Genomic DNA, 19,786 nt, shown 5'->3' with positions numbered 1-19,786 from the left:
CACACTTTGGCCGCCCCATTGGCGCAATAATGATGAAATTTTACTACTTGAAGGTTCCCTTTTGCGCGCAAAACGGGTAAAAACGAGGACATTCTCGCCATTCTATGATTTTAAACAGAGAAGGCCGCGCTACAATAGACTACCTTCTTTACATCTTTTGACTTCAAATCAACTAAACCGCGGAGGAACTCCTATGCGCCGTCCATTGGTAATGGGTAACTGGAAACTCAATGGCAGCAAAGCCATGGTCACTGAACTGCTTAACGGCCTTAATGCTGAACTCAAAGACGTTGAAAGCGTTGACGTTGCCGTCGCACCACCGGTGATGTATCTGGCACAAGCCGAACAACTGCTGGCTGACAGCGCCATTAAGTTGGGTGCGCAAAACGTTGATACCAACAACAGCGGTGCATTCACCGGTGATATCTCTGCCGACATGCTGAAAGATTTTGGTGCAACCCATATTATTATCGGCCACTCAGAGCGTCGTGAATATCACCAAGAATCTGACGAGTTTGTGGCGAAAAAATTCGCTTTCTTGAAAGAAAATGGCCTCACGCCAGTACTTTGTATCGGTGAGTCTGACGCACAAAACGAAGCGGGCGAAACCCTGGCGGTGTGTTCTCGCCAGCTTGACGCTGTGATCCAATCTCAAGGCGTTGAAGCGCTAAACGGTGCGATCATTGCTTATGAGCCAATCTGGGCAATCGGCACCGGTAAAGCGGCAACCGCTCAGCAAGCGCAAGACATTCATGCAGCTATCCGTAAGCACATTGCGTCTTACAGCGAAGACGTCGCAAGCAAAGTGGTCATCCAGTACGGCGGTTCGGTCAAAGCTGGAAATGCCGCAGAGCTGTTCGCGATGCCGGATATCGACGGCGCCTTGGTTGGCGGTGCCGCGCTTGACGCTGCAGGCTTTGCTGCAATCGCGAAAGCCGCCGGTGAAGCGAAAAAAGCGTAATTCGTTGTGCGGTTAGATTGCTAATAGCAACGAGATCGCGAATAAAAACGCCCCCTTATTGGTAGGGGGCGTTTTTTTGGTATCTCAGTCTGTTTGCTATGCGCCTTCAAAACCTAACTGGCGCCAGGCTTCGTAGCCAATAATTGCCACTGCATTGGATAAGTTGAGGCTGCGTGCATCTGGCTGCATCGGGATACGCAAACGCTGCGTGTCCGGCAGTGCCTGAATAAGATCCTGCGGTAGCCCCCGTGTTTCAGGGCCAAACAACAGCACGTCGCCAGGCGCAAATGTTGCCTGAGTATGATATTGCGTCGCTTTGGTTGTACAAGCAAAGATCCGACGTCCCGCCATGGCATCAATGAAGGCGGCATAATTCGCATGTCGCGTCACCCGCGCCAAGTCATGATAATCCAACCCCGCACGGCGTACCTTCTTCTCTTCCAAATCGAAGCCTAACGGCTCAATCAAGTGCAAGTTAGCGCCACAGTTAGCACATAATCGAATAATATTGCCCGTATTAGGCGCAATTTCTGGCTCATAAAGCGCAATGTCAAACATGGTCAGTTACCACAGTGAGAAATAAGCCGTTATTGTCGCAACCGCGGGAAACCAGCGCAATATTAATGCACCGGCCAGCGAAGTGTAACGACCAACCCGCCTTGCGGTCGATTGTGAGCCAGGACCTGCCCGCCATGCTGTTGTACCGCTTGCGCGGTGATCGCAAGCCCTAGCCCAGAGCCGCCAGATTGCCGCTCTCGGGCGGCAGAGACACGATAAAAAGGCCGAAAGATATCGGTCAACATGCTCTCTGGCACTCCCGGACCATCATCGGCAACCTGAATGACCAGCATGGTATCATCAATAAATGTGGTGATATCGATACCTAGGTGCGCATAACGGATCGCGTTTCTTAGTACGTTTTCCAACGCGCTACAAGCTAGGCGCGAATTAACACTCAATGTGACCGACGGCCATGGCGTTATCGTGATCGATTTGCCTTGTTGATTCGCTTCGAAACTCGCATCGTCCACCACCGACTGCCACAACACATCCGCACTGACTGACGCGCGCTCAAGCTGCCCTTGCGCTTGCAGTTTTGACAACGTAAGCAGCTCCGCAATTAAGGCTTCAAGCTGCCCCGCTTCCCGCTCAATCCTGGCCAAGCTATCACTGTGTCCTAATTCACGCTCCGCCAAGGCGCGTGCCATTTGTAAGCGCGTCAGCGGCGACCGTAACTCATGAGAAATATCCGACACCAGTTGCTGTTGCCCGGTCACCATTTGATTGAGCGCCGTAACCATATGATTAAATCCCTTCCCAGCCTCACTGAATTCTCTCGGGCCGCACTCTAACGCAGGATCCGGCACTAAATCGCCGTTGGCGACACGACGACTTGCCGCCTCAAACCGCCGCGCCGGACGCGTCAGTGTATAGGCCAACCAAAGCAACAGGGGGGTACTGACCAACATAGTGACTAGCAACAAATGCTGCGGCGTTTCCAGTATTTTCAACACGAAAGGAAGACGAGGCTGCCAACGACGGGCATGATAAAGATTGCCTTGCGTGTTATCCGTACTCACAGAAAAAGGACCGGCGAGCATGGCGCGACGCACCAAGCGTTGCATCGGCTGCTCTGTCTCATTGGTTTGAGCCATAAAGCGACGTAACTCGGTCGGTAAATCGTCAATCCGGGCCGATTTAGGGACCCAGTAAAGGGTGTTCGCTGCCCGACTGTGGCGATGACCACGACGCTGATTATGTCTGGCAACGAGCGTGGCTATCGGTATGTCGCGTGTCGTCGCGATGTTCACTAACTGATTTATTTGAGCAGCAATACGTGCTTGCTCCGCGGCCGGCACTGGGTGCAGCGATCGCGGATCGCCACGCTGGGCCCAAATGACCGCCGCTAATACCAGTAATAATGTGAGCCAAAAAATCACGAAAACCCGACCATACAAACTGGAGAAAAAAGGAACACGCGACAGGGTTTGGCGCACGCTGGCTAGTCGACCCATAAATACCCCTTTCCTCGCAGCGTTTTGATTCTTGGTTTAGCATCAGCACGCTCAGGTAACTTTTTGCGCAAATTAGAAATGTGCACATCCACGGCACGGTCAAAGGGCATCAAACGCTTACCTAACACCTGCTCACTCAAGTGGGCTTTACTTACCACTTCACCCGGGTGCGCCAGCAAGCACGCCAACATTTCTGTCTCCATGCCGGTCAGATCGACCGTCTCGCCTTGGCATACTGTTTCCAACCGATGCGGGTAAACGCACACATCGTCATGGGCTAAAACAGGCTCTTGCGCTTGGGTCGGCGGCTCGGGGTCCGGTAAGCGAGTGCGTCGTAAAATCGCCCGCATTCTTGCTAGAAGCTCTCGATCACTAAACGGTTTGGCCAGGTAATCATCCGCCCCAAGCTCTAAGCCCATCACGCGGTCTACTTCTTCACCTCGTGCGGTCAACATCAAAATCGCAACATGTGACGTGGCGCGGAGTTGCCGTAACGTTTCCATACCATTTAAGACCGGCATCATGACATCGAGCAAAATAATATCTGGCGGTAATTCACTCGCCATTGCTAAGCCCATTTGTCCATTGTCCGCGCAGCGAACCGAAAACCCTTCCAATGACAGCAACTCACCAAGCAGTGCGGTCAATTCGGTGTCATCGTCAATAATTAGAACCTGCTGCATCGCCCGTGACCCTCTCCTCAATTCAGTAACGCTGAATACAATCTTTTTATCATAGCGACATCGGCACAGGCATGACTTTACCCATCTTTACATCGCATAACGTGACTTTACATCCCAAGGGTTAATCTAAACGTGTACCTACTCAATGATGGAGAGACAGGATGAAACGTTTAACCCTTGGCTTAGCCGCCGCGCTCATTGCGATTCCCACCCTTGCTGCACCGCAGTTCGGTAACGACACCAACCGCGGGATCTGGCAGGATCTTGACTTAACGGAAGCACAACAATCACAACTCGACACCCTTCGCGACACTTACCGCGATCAACGTCTCCAGCCGCGTGACGGATTCCGGCAGAAAATGGGGGCACTGCTAACTCAACCAGAATTTGATGAAGCGGCGGCCACCGAGCTATTTAATGCCATGCCACAACATGGCCGACAAATGCACGGCCAAGGGATCGAGCGCGCTCGCCACATGCATGCCATGATGCAAGTGTTGACGCCAGAGCAACAAGAAATCTTCTTAGATAAGATGCATGACCAACGCCGACACGGCGGCTGGGATAAAGAAAAAGGCAAGCGCGGCCAAGGCCACCATGATCGTCGAGGCAATTGTTCACGATAAATCTGCGTCGTGTCATACGCATCGGGTCAACAGTCTATATACTAAGGGTTGCGTTTCATTACACAGCCCTTTTTTATGAAAAAACAGTATGCTTTCTGGGTCGAGGCCGCCGCGTGGGCAGCCACCGCGGTAGCGACCACCTTACTTCTGGCCAAATTGATTGCATGGTGGCTGACAGGATCGGTCAGTGTGCTGGCCTCATTTGTCGATTCACTGCTCGATCTACTGGCCTCGTTGACCAATTTAATTGTGGTGCGGTACGCCGTTCAACCTGCTGATAGTGAACATAGTTTCGGGCACGGCAAAGCCGAATCCCTCGCCGCACTCGCGCAATCCACCTTTATCGTCGGATCAGCCTCTTTCTTGCTCCTCAGTGGCCTTGAACGTTTGTTCAAGCCAGTGCCGATTGCATCGCCAGAGCTTGGCGTTGCTGTCAGTGCAGGTGCCACCGTGATTACGCTAGGGTTAGTCTTATTCCAAAAATGGGTGATTCGCAAAACGGCCAGCCCAGCCATTGCTGCCGATGCACTTCACTATCAATCCGATTTATTGATGAATATTGCGATCATCGTCGCCTTGGCATTGAGTTGGTACGGCTGGACGCAAGCTGACGCTTGGTTTGCCATCGGCATCAGTGTTTTTATCCTATCTCAAGCTGTCAAAATGGCGTACGAGGCGGTCCAATCACTGCTTGATAGGCAGTTACCGCTTGAAGAGCAAGAGAAAATCGCGGTACTTTCCAGTTCTGTCGTCGGCGTTCATGGCATTCACCAACTGCGTACGCGCCAAGCCGGTATGACAAAATTTATCCAACTACACATAGAGCTTGATGACGAGCTACCCTTAGTGGATGCACATACCCTTGCAGATGCCGTAGAAGATAGGCTACTGGTCGCCTTTCCCGGTGCGGATGTCATGATTCATCAAGATCCAAAATCGGTGGTGGCAAGGGAAACAGGTGGTGGCAAGGAAAACAAAAGCCTTGATGAGAGGCTGAACAAAAGCTCATCGGGCTGACATGTATCAACTTTTTTTCTACAGTAATTGTAATACTATTACAGAAGTAGGAAAATTACAGTTTAAGCAAGCGTCATTGCGGGTTCACTGGGGCAAGCAGGTTGCCATTTCCGCAATCGGCACGAAATAAGTGACGAACAGTCAGAGGGTAACCATGGTTAGAAAAATTGGTGTTTTGACCAGTGGCGGTGATGCGCCAGGTATGAACGCAGCGATTCGCGGTGTGGTTCGCAGCGCATTGAGCGAAGGATTAGAAGTTTACGGTATTTATGACGGGTTTCTTGGCTTGCATCAAAACCGTATCGAACGCCTTAACCGAACAAGCGTATCTGACGTGATTAACCGCGGCGGAACCTTTTTAGGTTCAGCTCGCTTCCCCGAGTTTGCTGACGAAAAAGTGCGTGAGCAAGCCATTCAAAATCTAAAAATGCACGGCATTGATGCACTGGTGGTTATCGGTGGTGACGGGTCGTTCATGGGCGCGAAAAAACTGACTGAGATGGGCTATCCTTGTATTGGCCTGCCAGGCACCATTGATAACGACGTCGCCGGTACCGATTATACCATTGGCTATATGACCGCGATGAACACAGTGATCGACGCTATCGACCGTTTGCGTGACACCTCCTCGTCGCATCAGCGGATCTCTATTGTCGAAGTCATGGGGCGCCACTGTGGTGACTTGACCTTAATGGCGTCGATCGCTGGCGGCTGTGAATACATCATCACACCGGAAATTGGTCTTGATAAAGACAAGCTGCTTGCCAAAGTGAAAGAAGGCATTTACAAGGGTAAAAAGCACGCGATCATCGCGATTACAGAGCTAATGACCGATGCTAATGAACTGGCGAAGTTCATCGAAACCGAAACTGGCCGCGAAACACGTGCGACCATTTTGGGCCACATTCAGCGTGGCGGTCAGCCAGGCGCATTTGACCGTATCCTTGCTTCGCGCATGGGTGCCTATGCGGTCGACCTGCTGCAAAACGGCGAAGGCGGACGCTGTGTCGGGATTCAAAATGACAAAATGGTTCACCATGACATCATTGATGCCATTGAAAACATGAAGCGCCCATTCCGTGATGATCTTTACGAAGTGGCAGAAAAACTGTTCTAAGCCGCTCGCGATATTGCGCTGATTAGCGCATGGCGATCAAAAAACGGAACCGTGCGGTTCCGTTTTTTTTGTGGAATGGCGTCAAAGCAATTATATGCCGTCCCCCGAAATAAACGTTTTGTGTGAGCCGTTAAACTCTTGATCCATATCCAGTGAGGGCATGTGTGAACTCGGGCGCCCAACGATTTTAGCCGGCACGCCCGCCACCGTGGTGTGCGGCGGTACAGGGTTGAGCACCACAGAGCATGATCCAATTTTCGCGCCCTCGCCAATATCGATATTGCCAAGGATTTTCGCACCGGCGCCGATCATCACACCGGTCCGAATTTTCGGATGGCGATCACCGCCTTCTTTTCCGGTCCCGCCGAGAGTAACATCTTGCAAGATCGAAACATTATCTTCGATCACCGCCGTCTCACCGATCACGATCCCCGTGGCGTGGTCAAACATGATCCCACGTCCGATAGTGGCCGCCGGATGAACATCCACCTGACTGGTCACTGAAATTTGGTTTTGTAGGTACGTCGCTAACTCTTTGCGACCTTGGTGCCACAGCCAATTTGCCACACGGAAGCCTTGCAAGGCATGAAATCCTTTTAGGTACAGTAAGGGCGTGGAGTACAGTTCCACCGCAGGATCCCGCTCTACCGTGGCACAAATATCGCAGGCAGCCGATTCAGCCACCGACGCATCATTGGCATACACTTCTTCAATCACTTCTCGCACCGCCATCGACGGCATCGACGGCGTCGACAATTTATTGGCCAAAATATAGCTCAGGGCACTGGCGAGATTATCGTGCTTGATAATTGTGGCATGGTAAAAGCTGGCCAACATGGGCTCGCGCTCTGAGTGTTCGCGTGCTTCTGTTTTTACCGCTTGCCACACACGGTTCTGTTGGCATTCTTTTTTAGCCTGATTCACTGCCTTCATCCTTATCAAAAATCACCGGCAACTGGGACGTTCCCCTACCGTGCCAGTGTATAAAAAAAACGCGCGGTTCTCACCCCGCGCGCCTATTTATATGCTGATACACGTTGCCGTTATTCGGATTTTTTATCGCGGGCCAGCAAGTCTCGAGCAGCGTGATGCGCCAATTTACCCTGATATAAAACTTGATAAATTTGCTCCACAATCGGCATTTCAACCCCAGCGCGCTGCGCCAGGGCCCACACCTCTTTGGTGTTGCGAAAGCCCTCAACCACTTGACCGATATTATCCTGCGCCGCTTGCACGCCTTCACCTTGGCCAAGCGCCAGCCCAAAGCGGCGATTACGCGATTGATTATCGGTGCAGGTTAAAACCAGATCACCTAAACCGGCCATGCCCATAAAGGTCTCTCGCGATGCGCCTAGCGCTTCACCTAAGCGCGTCATTTCCGCCAAGCCACGCGTAATTAGAGCCGTGCGCGCATTGGCACCAAACCCGATACCATCAGAAATCCCAGCCCCAATCGCAATCACGTTTTTTACCGCGCCACCTAATTGCATGCCGATAAAATCATGATTGCCGTAAACGCGGAAACTCTGCTGGCAATGAATCGTCTCTTGCAAATCACGCACAAACTCAGGGTCAGGCGAGGAAACAGAAATCGCCGTCGGCATGCCAGCCGCCAGCTCTTTAGCGAAAGTGGGACCCGAGAGTACCGCCAGCGAGCGCGAATCACCCAGTTGTTCACGCGCGACTTCTTGCAACAGGCGTCCGGTTTCCGGTTCTAGCCCTTTTGTGGCCCAGCAAACGCGAGAATCCGCGCGTAAGTAGGGCCGGATTTGGCCGAGCACTTGACCAAAGACGTGGCTGGGCACCACCACCAATAAATCACGACTGGCATTCACCGCCACGGACAAATCGGCACAAAGCACCAGCGAGTCTGGAAAAGCGACGCCTGGTAAAAAAGCCTGGTTAGCACGGTCAATTTCCAACTGCGCAAGATGACGTGGATCGTGCCCCCATAACACAACGTTGGCACCATTTCTCGCCAGTGAGATCGCTAAGGCAGTGCCGTACGAACCAGCGCCCAATACAACAATCGCGGCGTCTTGAGTGGGAGCAAGATCTGTCATAATGACCCCTTAGGCTTGCGCGTCTTCTTCTTCGCCAGATTTCGCGTCCGCCTGCTGTTGCAGGTAGTTCATGAACAAGGCATCAAAGTTTACCGGTGCAAGGTTAAGCTGTGGGAACGTCCCTTTAACGACCAAGCTAGAAATCGTCTCACGCGCGTAAGGGAACAGAATATTCGGGCAAAAAGCGCCGAGGCAATGCGCTAATTGCGGCGCATCCATGCCGGTAACCGAGAAGATGCCGCCTTGTTGTACTTCGCACAAGAACGCACTGCTCTCTTGGTTTTTCACGGTCACGGTTAGACGCAGAACAACCTCGTAAATGCCTTCACCCAGCTCGCGGCTTTGCGTGTCTAAATCTAAGTTAACGTCAGGTGCCCAGTCTTGCTGAAAAACGTCAGGTGAATTTGGCGCCTCAAAAGACACGTCTTTAAGAAAAACGCGTTGGATAGCAAAGTTTTGCTCGGCTTGTTGGTTGTTTTCTGCTTCAGCCATGGTGGTTCGTCCTTTCTAACTAGTTGCTTATGTGCCGGGCACATTAAAAAATGCGAGCCACTGCGTCATGCAGTCGCTCGAGATTTGAGTGAGGGATCACTTTTTCTTTTTGCTTTTGCCTTTACCGCTTTTGGCGCGGACCAGTGGCATTTTGGCATCGTTCCACGAGGTCAAGCCATCTTTGAGCACATACACAGACTCAAAACCCGCTTTGGCGAGTTGATTCGCACTGTCAGCCGCGGTTTGACCGGTCTTGCATACTACGATGATGGGGTCAGTTTTATGTTTTTCAAGTTCGCCAAATGAGTGCGATTTAATTTCACTGGGCAATACATTGATTGCGCCCGTGATATGGCCCGCTCGAAACTCGTCATGACTGCGAATATCCACAAACACCCCATTTTCACGGTTGTTCAGGATCGCGGCATCGTTCGGAGCCACCACTTTGTAAGCGGCGGTTTTCTGTTTGATCAGCGACATCAACAAGGTGGCAGCTAAGCCAACCCAGACCAGTGTCAGAATCATGTTGTTGGAGACAAAATCGATATATTCCTGCATAACCTTTGCTCTATACTGCTTGTTTGTCCCGCGAGGCGAGAGTCCATCAAGGGATGAAAATGGTGTCGAGTATAACCTGCTCGTCAGGGTTTTACAGCCTACCAAGACGAAATCGCGCGCTTGCTCACTCACGGTGATCGAATGATAAATTTTCGTTCCCCTCAATATGTTAAAAAGAAAGAAGGTTTCATCAATCGCAGACATCGAGTGAAGCCATTCGCGTATACCGACAATCTTCGCCATAATGAGGGGAGTCAAGGGTAGAAGGCAAGCCATGCAACCCTTGCTGGTTAACTTATCAGCTGGAATAATTGATCTTAGCCTACGTATCCTTGCGTAAAATGTTGTAAAATTACGCACACTGCACCACTGAGGCCTGATGCTAGCCTCAAATCTGGCATCAAGCCTCAGTGGCTGCTCCATGACATTCAATGTCAGTGGCATCCAATGTCAGTCTTTAGCTTGAATTAAGAGGACGTAATATGTCTGCGAAAAAACCACTTGCACTGGTGATTCTCGATGGCTGGGGCTATCGTGACCCACAAAGCGATAATGCCATCACCAATGCTAACACGCCGATTATCGACAGCCTGATGGCCGACAATAGCACCTTGATTTCAGCATCCGGTTTTGACGTTGGCCTGCCTGATGGGCAAATGGGTAACTCAGAAGTCGGTCACGTGAATATCGGTGCTGGCCGCGTGGTGTATCAAGAACTCACCCGTATCACCAAATCCATCGCCGATGGCGACTTTAACCAGACCCCCGCACTCACTGCCGCGGTCGATAAAGCCGTGGATAAAGGCAAAGCCGTTCATATCATGGGTCTGATGTCACCAGGTGGCGTTCATAGCCATGAAGACCACATTGCGGCCATGGTTGAGTTGGCCGCTGAGCGTGGTGCGGATCAAATCTATCTGCACGCCTTCTTGGATGGTCGTGATACGCCACCACGTAGCGCAAAAGCCTCACTTGAGCGTTTTGACGCCCTTTTTGCCAAGCTAGGCAAAGGACGTACGGCCTCACTGGTGGGTCGCTACTACGCGATGGACCGCGACAACAACTGGGATCGTGTAGAGCGAGCTTACGATTTGTTGACCTTGGCGCAAGGCGAGCATAGCGCAACGAGCGCGGTTGAAGGCCTCGAAGCGGCGTATGCGCGTGAAGAAAATGACGAGTTTGTCGCCCCAACGGAAATCTTCCGTGAGGGTGACAACAAAGCGACCATCAACGACGGCGACGCAGTCATTTTCATGAATTTCCGTGCCGACCGGGCGCGCGAAATGACTCGTGCCTTTATGCCTGAGTTTGATGGGTTTGCGCGTAAGAAGTATGCCGAACTGTCCGACTTTGTCATGCTGACCGAATACGCAGCCGATATCGATACGACGGTGGCTTTCCCACCGACAAGCCTGTCAAACACCTTGGGTGAATGGCTATCGAAAACCGGTAAAACCCAGCTACGTATTTCAGAAACTGAGAAATACGCGCACGTCACTTTCTTCTTCAACGGTGGTATGGAAACCGTATTTGAAGGCGAAGAGCGCTCTTTGGTGGCGTCACCCAAAGTGGCCACGTACGATCTACAACCCGAAATGAGCTCTGAAGAGCTAACGGATAAACTGGTTGATGCGATTAAGTCCGGCAAGTTCGATATGATCATCTGTAACTACCCGAACGGTGATATGGTCGGTCATACGGGCGTCTACGAGGCTGCTGTCCAAGCGTGTGAAGCTGTCGATGGCTGTATCGGTCGCGTGCTAGAAGCGATTAAAGAAGTGGACGGTCAAATGCTGATCACCGCCGACCACGGTAACGCTGAAATGATGGTTAACGAGGAAACGGGCGGTGCATATACCGCACACACCAACTTACCAGTCCCACTGATGTATGTCGGTAGCAAACCAGTGACCTTGAAAGAAGGCGGTAAGCTGTCTGATCTGGCACCGACCATGTTGGCATTGTCCGATATGCCGATTCCTGAAGAGATGACTGGCAAGCCTCTGTTCGATCTGAAATAATCTCCCCATGCGGGAGAAACGAACACGCCTAGGTCAAACCCTCCGCGCCAGTGCATTATGCACTGGCGTTTTTCTGTGTCTATTCACAGGGTCTGTGCACGCTAACTCACAACTTGAGGGCGTGAGCGATGAGATTGCCCGCCAACAATCACAGCTGGCCGCGCACAATAAAAAACTCAATGCACTTCAGCGCGACTTAAAAGCGCAATCTAAACGGATTGACACCTTGTCCAGGCGCATCCGCCAAGCGCAAGCTAGCCTGCAAGAAACAGATACCGACATTACCCAGCTTACGCGCCAACAAGCGCGATTAAAGCAGGAAATGATCGCCCAACAAGCCCAACTGGGCGAGCTTATCGATGCGCAATATCGTCAAGGCAAACACGATCAACTCAAACGACTGCTCAGCCAAGAATCACCAGCCACCCTTGACCGGTTAACGCGCTATGCCGAAATCGTTGCAGGCACAATGCAGCAAACGATTGAGTCACTCGCCGCTACCCGTACCGATTATCAGCTCACCGCTCACCAGCTCAAACAGCAGCGGGATAAGCAAACGCAGCTCGTGGCAGAGTTAACCGATAAAAAGCGTGAGCTTGAGACTGAGCAAAACGCACAAAGCCAAACGGCGAAACAAATTCGCGCCAAGATTGCCAGTGACAGCGCATATTTAGCCGAGCTCAAAGCTAATAAGCAGCGCTTGCAAGAACAAATCGCCGAGGCGGCACGACGCGCGCAGGTCAATATGGCAGGCATTAGTGACGCCAAAGGAAAACTCACTTGGCCCGCCCAAGGTAAACTCCTGCACCGCTTTGGCGAGCGCCAATCCGGCGAAGTGACTTGGAATGGCATCGTGATTGATGCCAAGCGTGGCACGGAAGTGAAAGCGACGCATGCAGGAAAAGTGGTGCTATCCAGTTGGCTACGTGGCTACGGGCTATTGATTGCCGTCGATCATGGCAAGGGGGATATGAGCTTGTACGGCTATAATCAAGCATTACTCAAAGACGTCGGCGACACAGTGACCGCCGGCGAACCGATTGCCTTAGTTGGCGACAGTGGCGGACAATCAACACCATCGCTATATTTCGAGATTCGTCGTAAAGGCAATACCACTAACCCAGTTCCTTGGTTGGATTAAAAACGCCCACCCCATGGGTGAGCGCTGTCAATATTGCCAAGCACCTGGTGAGCCTTCAATCACCCGGTCATATGGCGTTATAGGCCTCTTACATTAGCCCTGCCAGTCGAGGATCACCTTACCAGACTGCCCTGAGCACATCATCTCAAAGCCTTCTTGAAAGTCATCTACGTGGTAATGATGGGTAATGATGGGGGTTAAATCCAACCCTGATTGAATCAAGGAGGCCATCTTGTACCAAGTCTCGAACATTTCGCGACCATAGATGCCTTTGATCACCAAGCCTTTAAAGATCACTTGGTTCCAATCAATGCCCATATCGCTCGGTGGGATCCCGAGCAAGGCAATATTGCCGCCATGGTTCATGGCCGACAACATGCTATTAAAAGCGGCAGGGACGCCCGACATTTCCATGCCAACGTCAAAGCCTTCCGTCATTCCAAGCTCAGCCATCACCGATTCTATCGAGGTCTCGGCGACGTTTACCGCCCGAGTCACTCCCATATCCCGAGCAAGTTGTAGGCGGTACTCATTCACATCAGTGATCACCACATGTCTTGCGCCCACATGACGCGCAACCGCCGCAGCCATAATACCAATCGGGCCGGCACCTGTGATTAGCACGTCTTCGCCGACCAGATCAAACGATAACGCGGTGTGCACCGCATTGCCAAATGGGTCAAAGATCGAGGCTAAATCGTCCGAAATTTCCGCTGGAATTTTGAAGGCATTAAACGCTGGGATCACTAAATATTCCGCAAATGCGCCAGGACGATTGACCCCGACCCCTTCGGTATTCCGGCAAAGGTGGGTGCGTCCGCCGCGGCAATTGCGGCAGTGACCACAAGTAATGTGGCCTTCTCCGGAGACGCGATCACCGATGGCGAAGCCTTTGACTTCTTGTCCAATCCCAACCACTTCACCCACATATTCGTGACCGACTACCATGGGAACCGGAATGGTGTTTTGCGACCACTCATCCCACTTGTAAATATGAACGTCGGTACCGCAGATGGCGGTTTTGCGGATTTTGATCAGTAGATCGTTATGCCCAAGCTCAGGCAGCGCCGCCTCCGTCATCCAAATACCGGGCTCGGCTTTTAGCTTCGCCAGGGCTTTCATGCTTGTTTGTGTCATACGATTACCCAATCAGTTGCATTTCTTTACCGACTTTGATGAAAGCATCAATCGCGCGGTCCAGTTGCTCACGCGTGTGTGCGGCTGACATTTGAGTGCGAATACGTGCTTGCCCTTTCGGCACCACCGGATAAGAGAAGCCCACTACATAGACGCCTTCTTGCATCATACGTTCGGCAAACTCACTCGCGACTTTGGCATCTCCCAGCATCACCGGAATAATGGCATGATCCGCGCCTGCTAGCGTGAAACCTGCCTCAGTCATGCGAGCTCGGAAATGTGCGCTGTTATCCCATAGCTGTGCGCGCAAATGGTCACTTTCCGCCAGCATATCGAGCACGCGAATAGAGGCCGACACAATCGCCGGTGCCAGTGAATTCGAGAACAGATAAGGGCGTGAACGTTGACGCAACCAATCGATCACTTCTTTTTTACCCGATGTATAGCCACCCGAGGCTCCCCCCATGGCTTTACCCAAGGTCCCAGTGATGATATCAACGCGGTCCATGACTTGGTGGTATTCGTGGGTACCACGGCCATGATCGCCCATAAAGCCCACAGCATGGGAGTCATCCACCATCACCAGCGCGCCATACTGCTCAGCCAGATCGCACACCGCGGGCAAGTTAGCGACCACGCCATCCATCGAGAAAACGCCGTCGGTGACAATCAAGATATTCGCCACATTGGCTGCTTTCGCGGCTTTAAGTTGCGCTTCCAGCTCGTCCATATCGTTGTTGGCGTAACGGAACCGCTTCGCTTTACACAAGCGCACCCCATCAATGATCGAAGCATGGTTCAACGCATCTGAGACAATGGCATCATCAGGCCCCAGGATAGTTTCAAATAAGCCGGTATTCGCATCAAAGCATGACGAATACAAAATCGTATCTTCCATGCCCAAAAAGTCAGATAGCTTGGCCTCAAGGGTTTTATGGGCGTCTTGCGTGCCACAGATAAAGCGCACTGACGCCATGCCAAAGCCGTGCTCATCCATCCCTGCTTTGGCAGCCTCAATCAAAGCAGGATGATTGGCTAATCCTAGATAGTTATTCGCGCAGAAATTGAGCACCTGTTGCTCATGATTAACGGCCACACTGGCCGATTGCGGGGAAGTAATAAGGCGTTCACTTTTGTACAAGCCATCAGCTTTTACTTGCTCAAGCTGATGACGCATTTGCTGATAGAAGGCAGCCGTCATCGCAATCTCCATGCTGGTGATGATTACTTTTGGAAGGCCGCCGCACAGTTTCTGTACGGCGAATGATTGGCTGCTATCATGGCACGTTCATTAGGTTTGTGCCAATAACCCGCACGAGACAGTGATTCATATCGTGTATTCCGCCTTAGGCTGGCGGAATATCGCGCAAAACACAATAAACGACGTTGGACCGGTTAGTTTAAGGTATCCAGTGCGCGTATATCTTGGCGAACCAATTGCTGCTGATAGTGGTCCATTAATGAAGCGATAGCGGTTTGCCCTTGCGAGGAAGTCAGCGGATGTAGCAACGCCAACATCTGTAAAACGCCTTTGTAGATCACACCGGCATGAATATGTGTTTGTGGCGCTTGCGCACTTTGGTAGAAAATCCAGCTTGACGCGACCTGCTTCAGGGTTTCGCCCACGGCAGCCAACCCACTCTCACTCAGATTCAACCACCCCGCATGGCTGTAATGCTGCAAAATAGTCATCAGGTTGGTTTGAAGCTGTTGTTGTGCATCGAGGTACTTATGCTGTAGCGCTTCATCGCGACGCAGAATATCGGGCAGATTGGCGTAAAAAAAGCGGTAGCGCCACATCAAACTGAACGTTGCATCGAGATAATGTTGCAACAGCGCTTGGGTATCTTCTTGAGGCTGACTAGGATCAAAAGCAAGGGCGAGATCTTGCGCGTATTGATCAAAAATGCTGTGTATAATCGCCTCTTTATTACGAAAGTGGTAATAAAGGTTTCCCGGGCTTATCCCAAGATCAGCCGCAATATGATTCGTGGTAATATTTGGCTCACCGTGTTGATTGAATAAAGCCAGTGCAGCATGGATAATTCGGTCTTGGGTTTTCATGTATGGTTCAGTCCTCTGCCCGGTTGATGCGTAACCATACTATCACAGTCAACAATAATGGCGACGGCGTCTGTCGCCTGCAACGATGAATTAGGTAACGATATGATTTTTGTGACTGGTGGTGCCGGCATGATCGGTAGCAACTTAGTAAAAGCACTTAACGAGCAAGGCTATCGTGACATCGTTGTCGTCGATAACCTTAAAGACGGCACCAAATTCGTTAACCTGGTTGATTTGGATATTGCTGATTATATGGATAAGGAAGACTTTCTTACCCAAATCATGGCCAGTGAGAACTTCGGGCCTATCGAAGCGATTTTCCACCAAGGTGCTTGCTCAGCGACCACCGAGTGGGACGGCAAGTACATGATGCTCAATAACTATGAATATTCTAAAGAGCTATTGCATTACTGCATTGACCGTGACATTCCGTTTTTATACGCCTCGTCAGCGGCTACTTATGGCGGCCGCGACAGAGACTTCATTGAAGCGCCAGAGTATGAAGGCGCGCTGAATGTTTACGGCTACTCGAAGCAGCAGTTTGATAATTATGTCCGTCGCGTGCAAGACGATGCCAAGGCGCACGGTGAAACACTGCCACCGATCACCGGTTTTCGTTACTTCAACGTTTACGGCCCTCGTGAGCAGCACAAAGGCAGCATGGCGTCCGTTGCTTACCACCTGAACCAGCAAATCTTAAACGGTGAAAACCCGAAGCTGTTTGAAGGCAGTGACACATTTAAGCGTGATTTCGTCTATGTTGGCGACGTGTGTCAAATGAATATCTGGTTCTGGCAGCAACAAATCTCCGGCATTTTTAACTGTGGTACTGGCCGTGCCGAACCGTTTAGCGCCGTCGCCAACGCCGTCATCGCGTTTCACGGTCAAGGGGAAATTGAAGAGGTGCCGTTCCCCGATCACTTAAAAGGCCGCTATCAAGCTTACACGCAGGCCGATTTGACCAAGGTTCGTGAAGCCGGATATACCGCTTCCTTTAAGACTGTGGCTGAAGGTGTTGCCGCCTATCTAGCTGAAATCAATCGCTAATATAATGATGTTTACGCCAAGCCGTGACGCTTGGCGTATGAGAAAATCGAATAATGACAAAACAGCGACCCGATTACGATCCAAATGCCTATAACCCCGAATTTTCGCGTGCCTTCCTCGCACCGAAATATTGGGGCACCTGGCTGATGTTATTGGCTGCCTTGCCAATCTGTTTGTTGGTGCCTGCGCGAGCAAAGTATCGCTTTGCCCAATGGGTAGCACGCAAGCTGGTGAAAAAGAAAAAAGGCACGATTTTGAATGCATGGCTCAACCTTGAAGCCTGCTTTCCAGAGCAATCAAAGCAAGCACGCGAAGCGATCTTGATCGAGACGCTAACCACCGCAGGAGCGTTTTTACTCAGTTTTCCACTGATTACGTTACGTGGTCGTCAGTGGTTTCAACAGCACTGTGATGTCATTGGCATGGAGCATATTACCCGCCACACCGATCATGGTGAGCCGGTGATCTTGTTTGTCCCCCATACCTGGGCGATTGATGCGGCGGCGATTTTATTTGCCTCACAGGGCTTACCTGTCGCTGCCTTCTCAAAACGACAAAAAAACGGTCTCCTCGACTGGCTGATGCACCGCCAACGAGTACAATATGGTGGTAACTGCTACGAACGAGAAGCAGGGATTAAACCTTTTATTCGTGCGGTTAAACGAGGCTTCTTGGGCTATTACCTGCCCGATGAAGATATGCGTGATGAGAGCAGTGAGTTTGTTCCTTTTTTCTCAACAACTAAGGCGACACTGCCAAGTCTCGGCAAGTTGAGCAAAGTCACGCGTTCGCATATCGTGCCTGTGCTATCTGGCTTTGATGCCAAAACCGGCCGGTTTATCATTACCATCCATCCAGCATTTAGCGAGTTTCCAACCGGTGATAACAAAACGGACGCCCACATGATGAACCAACATATCGAAACCATGCTCGAGGGTCAATACGACCAATACATGTGGATCCTAAAACTGCTCCGCACACGCGAAGACGGCCGTAATATCTACCAAGAGGCAAAAAGGAAACGGGCATCATGACACGAGTACTCGTCATTGGCCCGTCTTGGGTCGGCGATATGGTGATGTCGCAATCACTGTATAAAGCCATCAAACAACAACACCCTGACGCCACCATTGACGTGATGGCGCCTGGATGGTGCGCCCCTATTTTGGCGCGTATGCCAGAAGTTAATCGCAGTATCGACATGCCACTGGGTCATGGAGAATTTGCACTCGGTAACCGCTACCAATTAGGTAAACGCTTAGCAAAACATGGCTATGACCATGCCTATGTATTGCCTAATTCGGCCAAATCGGCGCTGATCCCTTGGTTTGCTGGGATCCCAACACGTACCGGTTGGAAAGGTGAAATGCGTTATGGTTTGCTCAACGACCTGCGTCCCAATAAAAAAGCGTTTCAATATATGGTTGAGCGCTATGTTGCCCTGGCACACCCACGCGCCACGATGCAAAGTTCGGTCTCACTCGGTGGCCTTGAAGGCCTACCAAAACCTGAATTAACCATTGATCCTGACGCACAAGCGGCTGTGATCACTAAGCTGGGCTTAAACCAAGATAGACCCATCGTGGGTCTTTGCCCGGGTGCCGAGTTCGGCCCAGCCAAAAAGTGGCCTGAGCAACACTATGCCGAGGTCGCTCGCCAGATGCATGCTAAGGGGTTTCAAGTTTGGCTGTTTGGCTCAGCCAAAGATATCGACACCTGTGAAAAAATTGCCGCCCTTGCCGACAACGCACCGAATATTCATGTGTTAGCGGGTAAAACCAATTTAATTGAGGCTGTTGATCTATTAGGCGCTTGCCAAACCGTCGTCAGTAATGACTCCGGCTTGATGCACATCGCCGCGGCAGTCAACTGCCAGGTCATTGCCATTTATGGCTCAACGTCCCCCGATTACACGCCGCCTTTAACCAGTAAGGTCGACATTGTGCATACAGATATTGAATGTCGCCCCTGCTTTCAACGCGAATGTCCACTTGGGCATTTGAAGTGTTTAAAGGATTTGGACCCTAGCCGCGTTATTTCTTTAATAAAGATGGATAAAGCGTCATGAGTGAAGGGAATACAACCGTTGCCGTTGCACTTATCGTTAAAAACGAAGCGCATAACATTGATCTATGTTTGCAGTCTGTATGCAATTGGGTGGATGAAATCGTTGTACTGGACGCGGGAAGCTCAGATAACACAACTGAAATAGCTAAACAGTATACGGATAAAGTCTACGTAGCTTCAGACTGGCGGGGGTTTGGAAAACAACGCCAGCGCGCTCAATCATATGTAGAAAGTGACTTTGTGTTTTGGCTAGACGCAGATGAAAGAGTCACACCTGAATTAAAGAAAAACATCTTAGGCGTTATCAATGACCACCAACCTAACTGTGTTTATTACATAAATAGGCTTTCTAACGCCTTTGGGAAAGAAATCAAGCACTCTGGTTGGCACCCAGATTGGATTTGCCGACTTTATAAAACATCAGAAACTCATTATTCTGACTCTCTCGTGCATGAACATGTTGTTGTTCCTAATACACATAAGAAAATTTATTTAAATGGTGTTCTACTGCATAACACGTTTAATTACCTCTATGAATATACCGCTAAAACCAACCAATATATAAAATTATGGAGCGATCAGCGCGAGGGCAAGAAGAGCTCAAGTGTCTCCAAAGCTTTAGGGCATGCTCTTTTTAGATTTATTAAGATGTATTTCTTGAAAAAAGGATTTTTAGATGGTCGACATGGCTTTATCCTCGCACTTCTCAGCGCCAACGTCGTTTTTACGCGTTATGCCGACTTATGGCTAAGAGACTATGTTAAAAAACAACGTTAA

Annotated in this window: 20 protein-coding genes; 10 read left to right on the top strand and 10 right to left on the bottom strand. The window is 50.8% G+C overall.

The window, feature by feature from the left end; translation table 11 throughout:
* Positions 1-193: 193 nt before the first annotated feature.
* On the top strand, positions 194-961 hold the full coding sequence (tpiA, locus tag BZJ21_RS01005) for a triose-phosphate isomerase (protein ID WP_025744232.1): 768 nt from the start codon (positions 194-196) through the stop codon (positions 959-961).
* A 96-nt stretch (positions 962-1,057) separates the two neighbouring features.
* On the opposite strand, the gene trmL is transcribed toward tpiA, so the two are convergent.
* The 3 genes from trmL to BZJ21_RS00990 all read right to left on the bottom strand — a co-directional run bounded on the left by trmL (position 1,058) and on the right by BZJ21_RS00990 (position 3,659).
* On the bottom strand, positions 1,058-1,519 hold the full coding sequence (gene trmL, locus BZJ21_RS01000) for a tRNA (uridine(34)/cytosine(34)/5-carboxymethylaminomethyluridine(34)-2'-O)-methyltransferase TrmL (RefSeq protein WP_077461525.1): 462 nt from the start codon (positions 1,517-1,519) through the stop codon (positions 1,058-1,060).
* 62 nt (positions 1,520-1,581) lie between these two features.
* Positions 1,582-2,976 carry an envelope stress sensor histidine kinase CpxA gene (gene cpxA, locus BZJ21_RS00995; protein ID WP_077668910.1) on the bottom strand — a complete coding sequence of 465 codons (1,395 nt, stop codon included), beginning with the start codon at positions 2,974-2,976 and terminating at the stop codon, positions 1,582-1,584.
* The gene (locus BZJ21_RS00990; RefSeq protein WP_077461523.1) at positions 2,964-3,659 is read right to left on the bottom strand and encodes a response regulator; all 696 of its coding nucleotides are present in this window, start codon (positions 3,657-3,659) and stop codon (positions 2,964-2,966) included. Before BZJ21_RS00990 ends, cpxA begins: the two co-directional genes overlap by 13 nt.
* Positions 3,660-3,820: 161 nt before the next feature.
* Here BZJ21_RS00990 and BZJ21_RS00985 point away from each other — a divergent pair, with 161 nt between their 5' ends.
* The 3 genes from BZJ21_RS00985 to pfkA all read left to right on the top strand — a co-directional run bounded on the left by BZJ21_RS00985 (position 3,821) and on the right by pfkA (position 6,419).
* On the top strand, positions 3,821-4,285 hold the full coding sequence (locus tag BZJ21_RS00985) for a Spy/CpxP family protein refolding chaperone (RefSeq protein WP_077668909.1): 465 nt from the start codon (positions 3,821-3,823) through the stop codon (positions 4,283-4,285).
* Positions 4,286-4,360: 75 nt separating this feature from the next.
* Entirely contained in the window at positions 4,361-5,302 is a 942-nt protein-coding gene (gene fieF / locus BZJ21_RS00980) for a CDF family cation-efflux transporter FieF (protein WP_025744228.1), read from the top strand.
* A gap of 154 nt (positions 5,303-5,456) precedes the next feature.
* A complete protein-coding gene (gene pfkA, locus BZJ21_RS00975; protein ID WP_025744227.1) occupies positions 5,457-6,419 on the top strand; it encodes a 6-phosphofructokinase in 963 nt (320 codons plus the stop codon).
* A 90-nt stretch (positions 6,420-6,509) separates the two neighbouring features.
* Here the strand turns inward: pfkA and cysE are convergent, their stop codons facing one another.
* The 4 genes from cysE to BZJ21_RS00955 form a co-directional block, all read right to left on the bottom strand.
* Positions 6,510-7,343, bottom strand: coding sequence for a serine O-acetyltransferase (gene cysE / locus BZJ21_RS00970; protein ID WP_236719494.1), 834 nt, complete (start codon positions 7,341-7,343; stop codon positions 6,510-6,512).
* 119 nt (positions 7,344-7,462) lie between these two features.
* Positions 7,463-8,482 carry an NAD(P)H-dependent glycerol-3-phosphate dehydrogenase gene (gene gpsA, locus BZJ21_RS00965; RefSeq protein ID WP_025744225.1) on the bottom strand — a complete coding sequence of 340 codons (1,020 nt, stop codon included), beginning with the start codon at positions 8,480-8,482 and terminating at the stop codon, positions 7,463-7,465.
* Positions 8,483-8,491: 9 nt separating this feature from the next.
* The gene (gene secB, locus BZJ21_RS00960; protein WP_025744224.1) at positions 8,492-8,974 is read right to left on the bottom strand and encodes a protein-export chaperone SecB; all 483 of its coding nucleotides are present in this window, start codon (positions 8,972-8,974) and stop codon (positions 8,492-8,494) included.
* Between the two features lie 96 nt (positions 8,975-9,070).
* Positions 9,071-9,532 (bottom strand): rhodanese-like domain-containing protein, encoded by a 462-nt coding sequence (locus BZJ21_RS00955; protein ID WP_025744223.1) that lies wholly within the window; start codon positions 9,530-9,532, stop codon positions 9,071-9,073.
* A 482-nt stretch (positions 9,533-10,014) separates the two neighbouring features.
* Here BZJ21_RS00955 and gpmM point away from each other — a divergent pair, with 482 nt between their 5' ends.
* Positions 10,015-11,553 carry a 2,3-bisphosphoglycerate-independent phosphoglycerate mutase gene (gene gpmM, locus BZJ21_RS00950; protein WP_025744222.1) on the top strand — a complete coding sequence of 513 codons (1,539 nt, stop codon included), beginning with the start codon at positions 10,015-10,017 and terminating at the stop codon, positions 11,551-11,553.
* A 121-nt stretch (positions 11,554-11,674) separates the two neighbouring features.
* Positions 11,675-12,694, top strand: coding sequence for a murein hydrolase activator EnvC family protein (locus BZJ21_RS00945; RefSeq protein ID WP_236719493.1), 1,020 nt, complete (start codon positions 11,675-11,677; stop codon positions 12,692-12,694).
* A 93-nt stretch (positions 12,695-12,787) separates the two neighbouring features.
* Here the strand turns inward: BZJ21_RS00945 and tdh are convergent, their stop codons facing one another.
* The 3 genes from tdh to BZJ21_RS00930 all read right to left on the bottom strand — a co-directional run bounded on the left by tdh (position 12,788) and on the right by BZJ21_RS00930 (position 15,895).
* Entirely contained in the window at positions 12,788-13,816 is a 1,029-nt protein-coding gene (tdh, locus tag BZJ21_RS00940) for an L-threonine 3-dehydrogenase (RefSeq protein ID WP_025744220.1), read from the bottom strand.
* Between the two features lie 19 nt (positions 13,817-13,835).
* Entirely contained in the window at positions 13,836-15,032 is a 1,197-nt protein-coding gene (locus BZJ21_RS00935) for a glycine C-acetyltransferase (RefSeq protein WP_077668907.1), read from the bottom strand.
* 194 nt (positions 15,033-15,226) lie between these two features.
* Positions 15,227-15,895: a TetR/AcrR family transcriptional regulator gene (locus BZJ21_RS00930; protein ID WP_025744218.1), complete on the bottom strand. Its 669-nt coding sequence runs from the start codon at positions 15,893-15,895 to the stop codon at positions 15,227-15,229.
* Positions 15,896-15,997: 102 nt separating this feature from the next.
* Between BZJ21_RS00930 and rfaD the strand changes: the two genes are divergently transcribed.
* Genes rfaD through BZJ21_RS00910 form a run of 4 tightly spaced genes read left to right on the top strand, consistent with a single transcriptional unit; the run spans position 15,998 to position 19,786 of the window.
* Positions 15,998-16,942: an ADP-glyceromanno-heptose 6-epimerase gene (gene rfaD, locus BZJ21_RS00925; RefSeq protein WP_077668935.1), complete on the top strand. Its 945-nt coding sequence runs from the start codon at positions 15,998-16,000 to the stop codon at positions 16,940-16,942.
* A 53-nt stretch (positions 16,943-16,995) separates the two neighbouring features.
* Positions 16,996-17,976: a lauroyl-Kdo(2)-lipid IV(A) myristoyltransferase gene (gene lpxM / locus BZJ21_RS00920; protein ID WP_077668906.1), complete on the top strand. Its 981-nt coding sequence runs from the start codon at positions 16,996-16,998 to the stop codon at positions 17,974-17,976.
* On the top strand, positions 17,973-19,010 hold the full coding sequence (gene waaF / locus BZJ21_RS00915) for a lipopolysaccharide heptosyltransferase II (RefSeq protein ID WP_077668905.1): 1,038 nt from the start codon (positions 17,973-17,975) through the stop codon (positions 19,008-19,010). Before lpxM ends, waaF begins: the two co-directional genes overlap by 4 nt.
* Entirely contained in the window at positions 19,007-19,786 is a 780-nt protein-coding gene (locus BZJ21_RS00910) for a glycosyltransferase family 2 protein (protein WP_077461512.1), read from the top strand. The genes waaF and BZJ21_RS00910 overlap by 4 nt, the downstream gene beginning before the upstream one ends.

It is taken from the genome of Salinivibrio costicola subsp. alcaliphilus (genome assembly GCF_001996185.1).
In the GTDB taxonomy this organism is placed as follows: Bacteria; Pseudomonadota; Gammaproteobacteria; order Enterobacterales; family Vibrionaceae; genus Salinivibrio; species Salinivibrio costicola.
Note: the sequence above shows the minus strand (reverse complement) of the source record. Positions and strands in the feature narration are given on the sequence as shown.

What these genes read in the sequence shown, in the direction of transcription:
- BZJ21_RS00930 (WP_025744218.1), bottom strand. Translation starts at nt 15,895, where the DNA reads ATGAAAACCCAAGACCGAATTATCCATGCTGCACTGGCTTTATTCAAT.
- fieF (WP_025744228.1), top strand. Translation starts at nt 4,361, where the DNA reads ATGAAAAAACAGTATGCTTTCTGGGTCGAGGCCGCCGCGTGGGCAGCC.
- pfkA (WP_025744227.1), top strand. Translation starts at nt 5,457, where the DNA reads ATGGTTAGAAAAATTGGTGTTTTGACCAGTGGCGGTGATGCGCCAGGT.
- gpsA (WP_025744225.1), bottom strand. Translation starts at nt 8,482, where the DNA reads ATGACAGATCTTGCTCCCACTCAAGACGCCGCGATTGTTGTATTGGGC.
- BZJ21_RS00955 (WP_025744223.1), bottom strand. Translation starts at nt 9,532, where the DNA reads ATGCAGGAATATATCGATTTTGTCTCCAACAACATGATTCTGACACTG.
- tpiA (WP_025744232.1), top strand. Translation starts at nt 194, where the DNA reads ATGCGCCGTCCATTGGTAATGGGTAACTGGAAACTCAATGGCAGCAAA.
- secB (WP_025744224.1), bottom strand. Translation starts at nt 8,974, where the DNA reads ATGGCTGAAGCAGAAAACAACCAACAAGCCGAGCAAAACTTTGCTATC.
- BZJ21_RS00985 (WP_077668909.1), top strand. Translation starts at nt 3,821, where the DNA reads ATGAAACGTTTAACCCTTGGCTTAGCCGCCGCGCTCATTGCGATTCCC.
- tdh (WP_025744220.1), bottom strand. Translation starts at nt 13,816, where the DNA reads ATGAAAGCCCTGGCGAAGCTAAAAGCCGAGCCCGGTATTTGGATGACG.
- BZJ21_RS00990 (WP_077461523.1), bottom strand. Translation starts at nt 3,659, where the DNA reads ATGCAGCAGGTTCTAATTATTGACGATGACACCGAATTGACCGCACTG.
- gpmM (WP_025744222.1), top strand. Translation starts at nt 10,015, where the DNA reads ATGTCTGCGAAAAAACCACTTGCACTGGTGATTCTCGATGGCTGGGGC.
- BZJ21_RS00910 (WP_077461512.1), top strand. Translation starts at nt 19,007, where the DNA reads ATGAGTGAAGGGAATACAACCGTTGCCGTTGCACTTATCGTTAAAAAC.
- cpxA (WP_077668910.1), bottom strand. Translation starts at nt 2,976, where the DNA reads ATGGGTCGACTAGCCAGCGTGCGCCAAACCCTGTCGCGTGTTCCTTTT.
- BZJ21_RS00935 (WP_077668907.1), bottom strand. Translation starts at nt 15,032, where the DNA reads ATGACGGCTGCCTTCTATCAGCAAATGCGTCATCAGCTTGAGCAAGTA.
- lpxM (WP_077668906.1), top strand. Translation starts at nt 16,996, where the DNA reads ATGACAAAACAGCGACCCGATTACGATCCAAATGCCTATAACCCCGAA.
- rfaD (WP_077668935.1), top strand. Translation starts at nt 15,998, where the DNA reads ATGATTTTTGTGACTGGTGGTGCCGGCATGATCGGTAGCAACTTAGTA.
- waaF (WP_077668905.1), top strand. Translation starts at nt 17,973, where the DNA reads ATGACACGAGTACTCGTCATTGGCCCGTCTTGGGTCGGCGATATGGTG.
- trmL (WP_077461525.1), bottom strand. Translation starts at nt 1,519, where the DNA reads ATGTTTGACATTGCGCTTTATGAGCCAGAAATTGCGCCTAATACGGGC.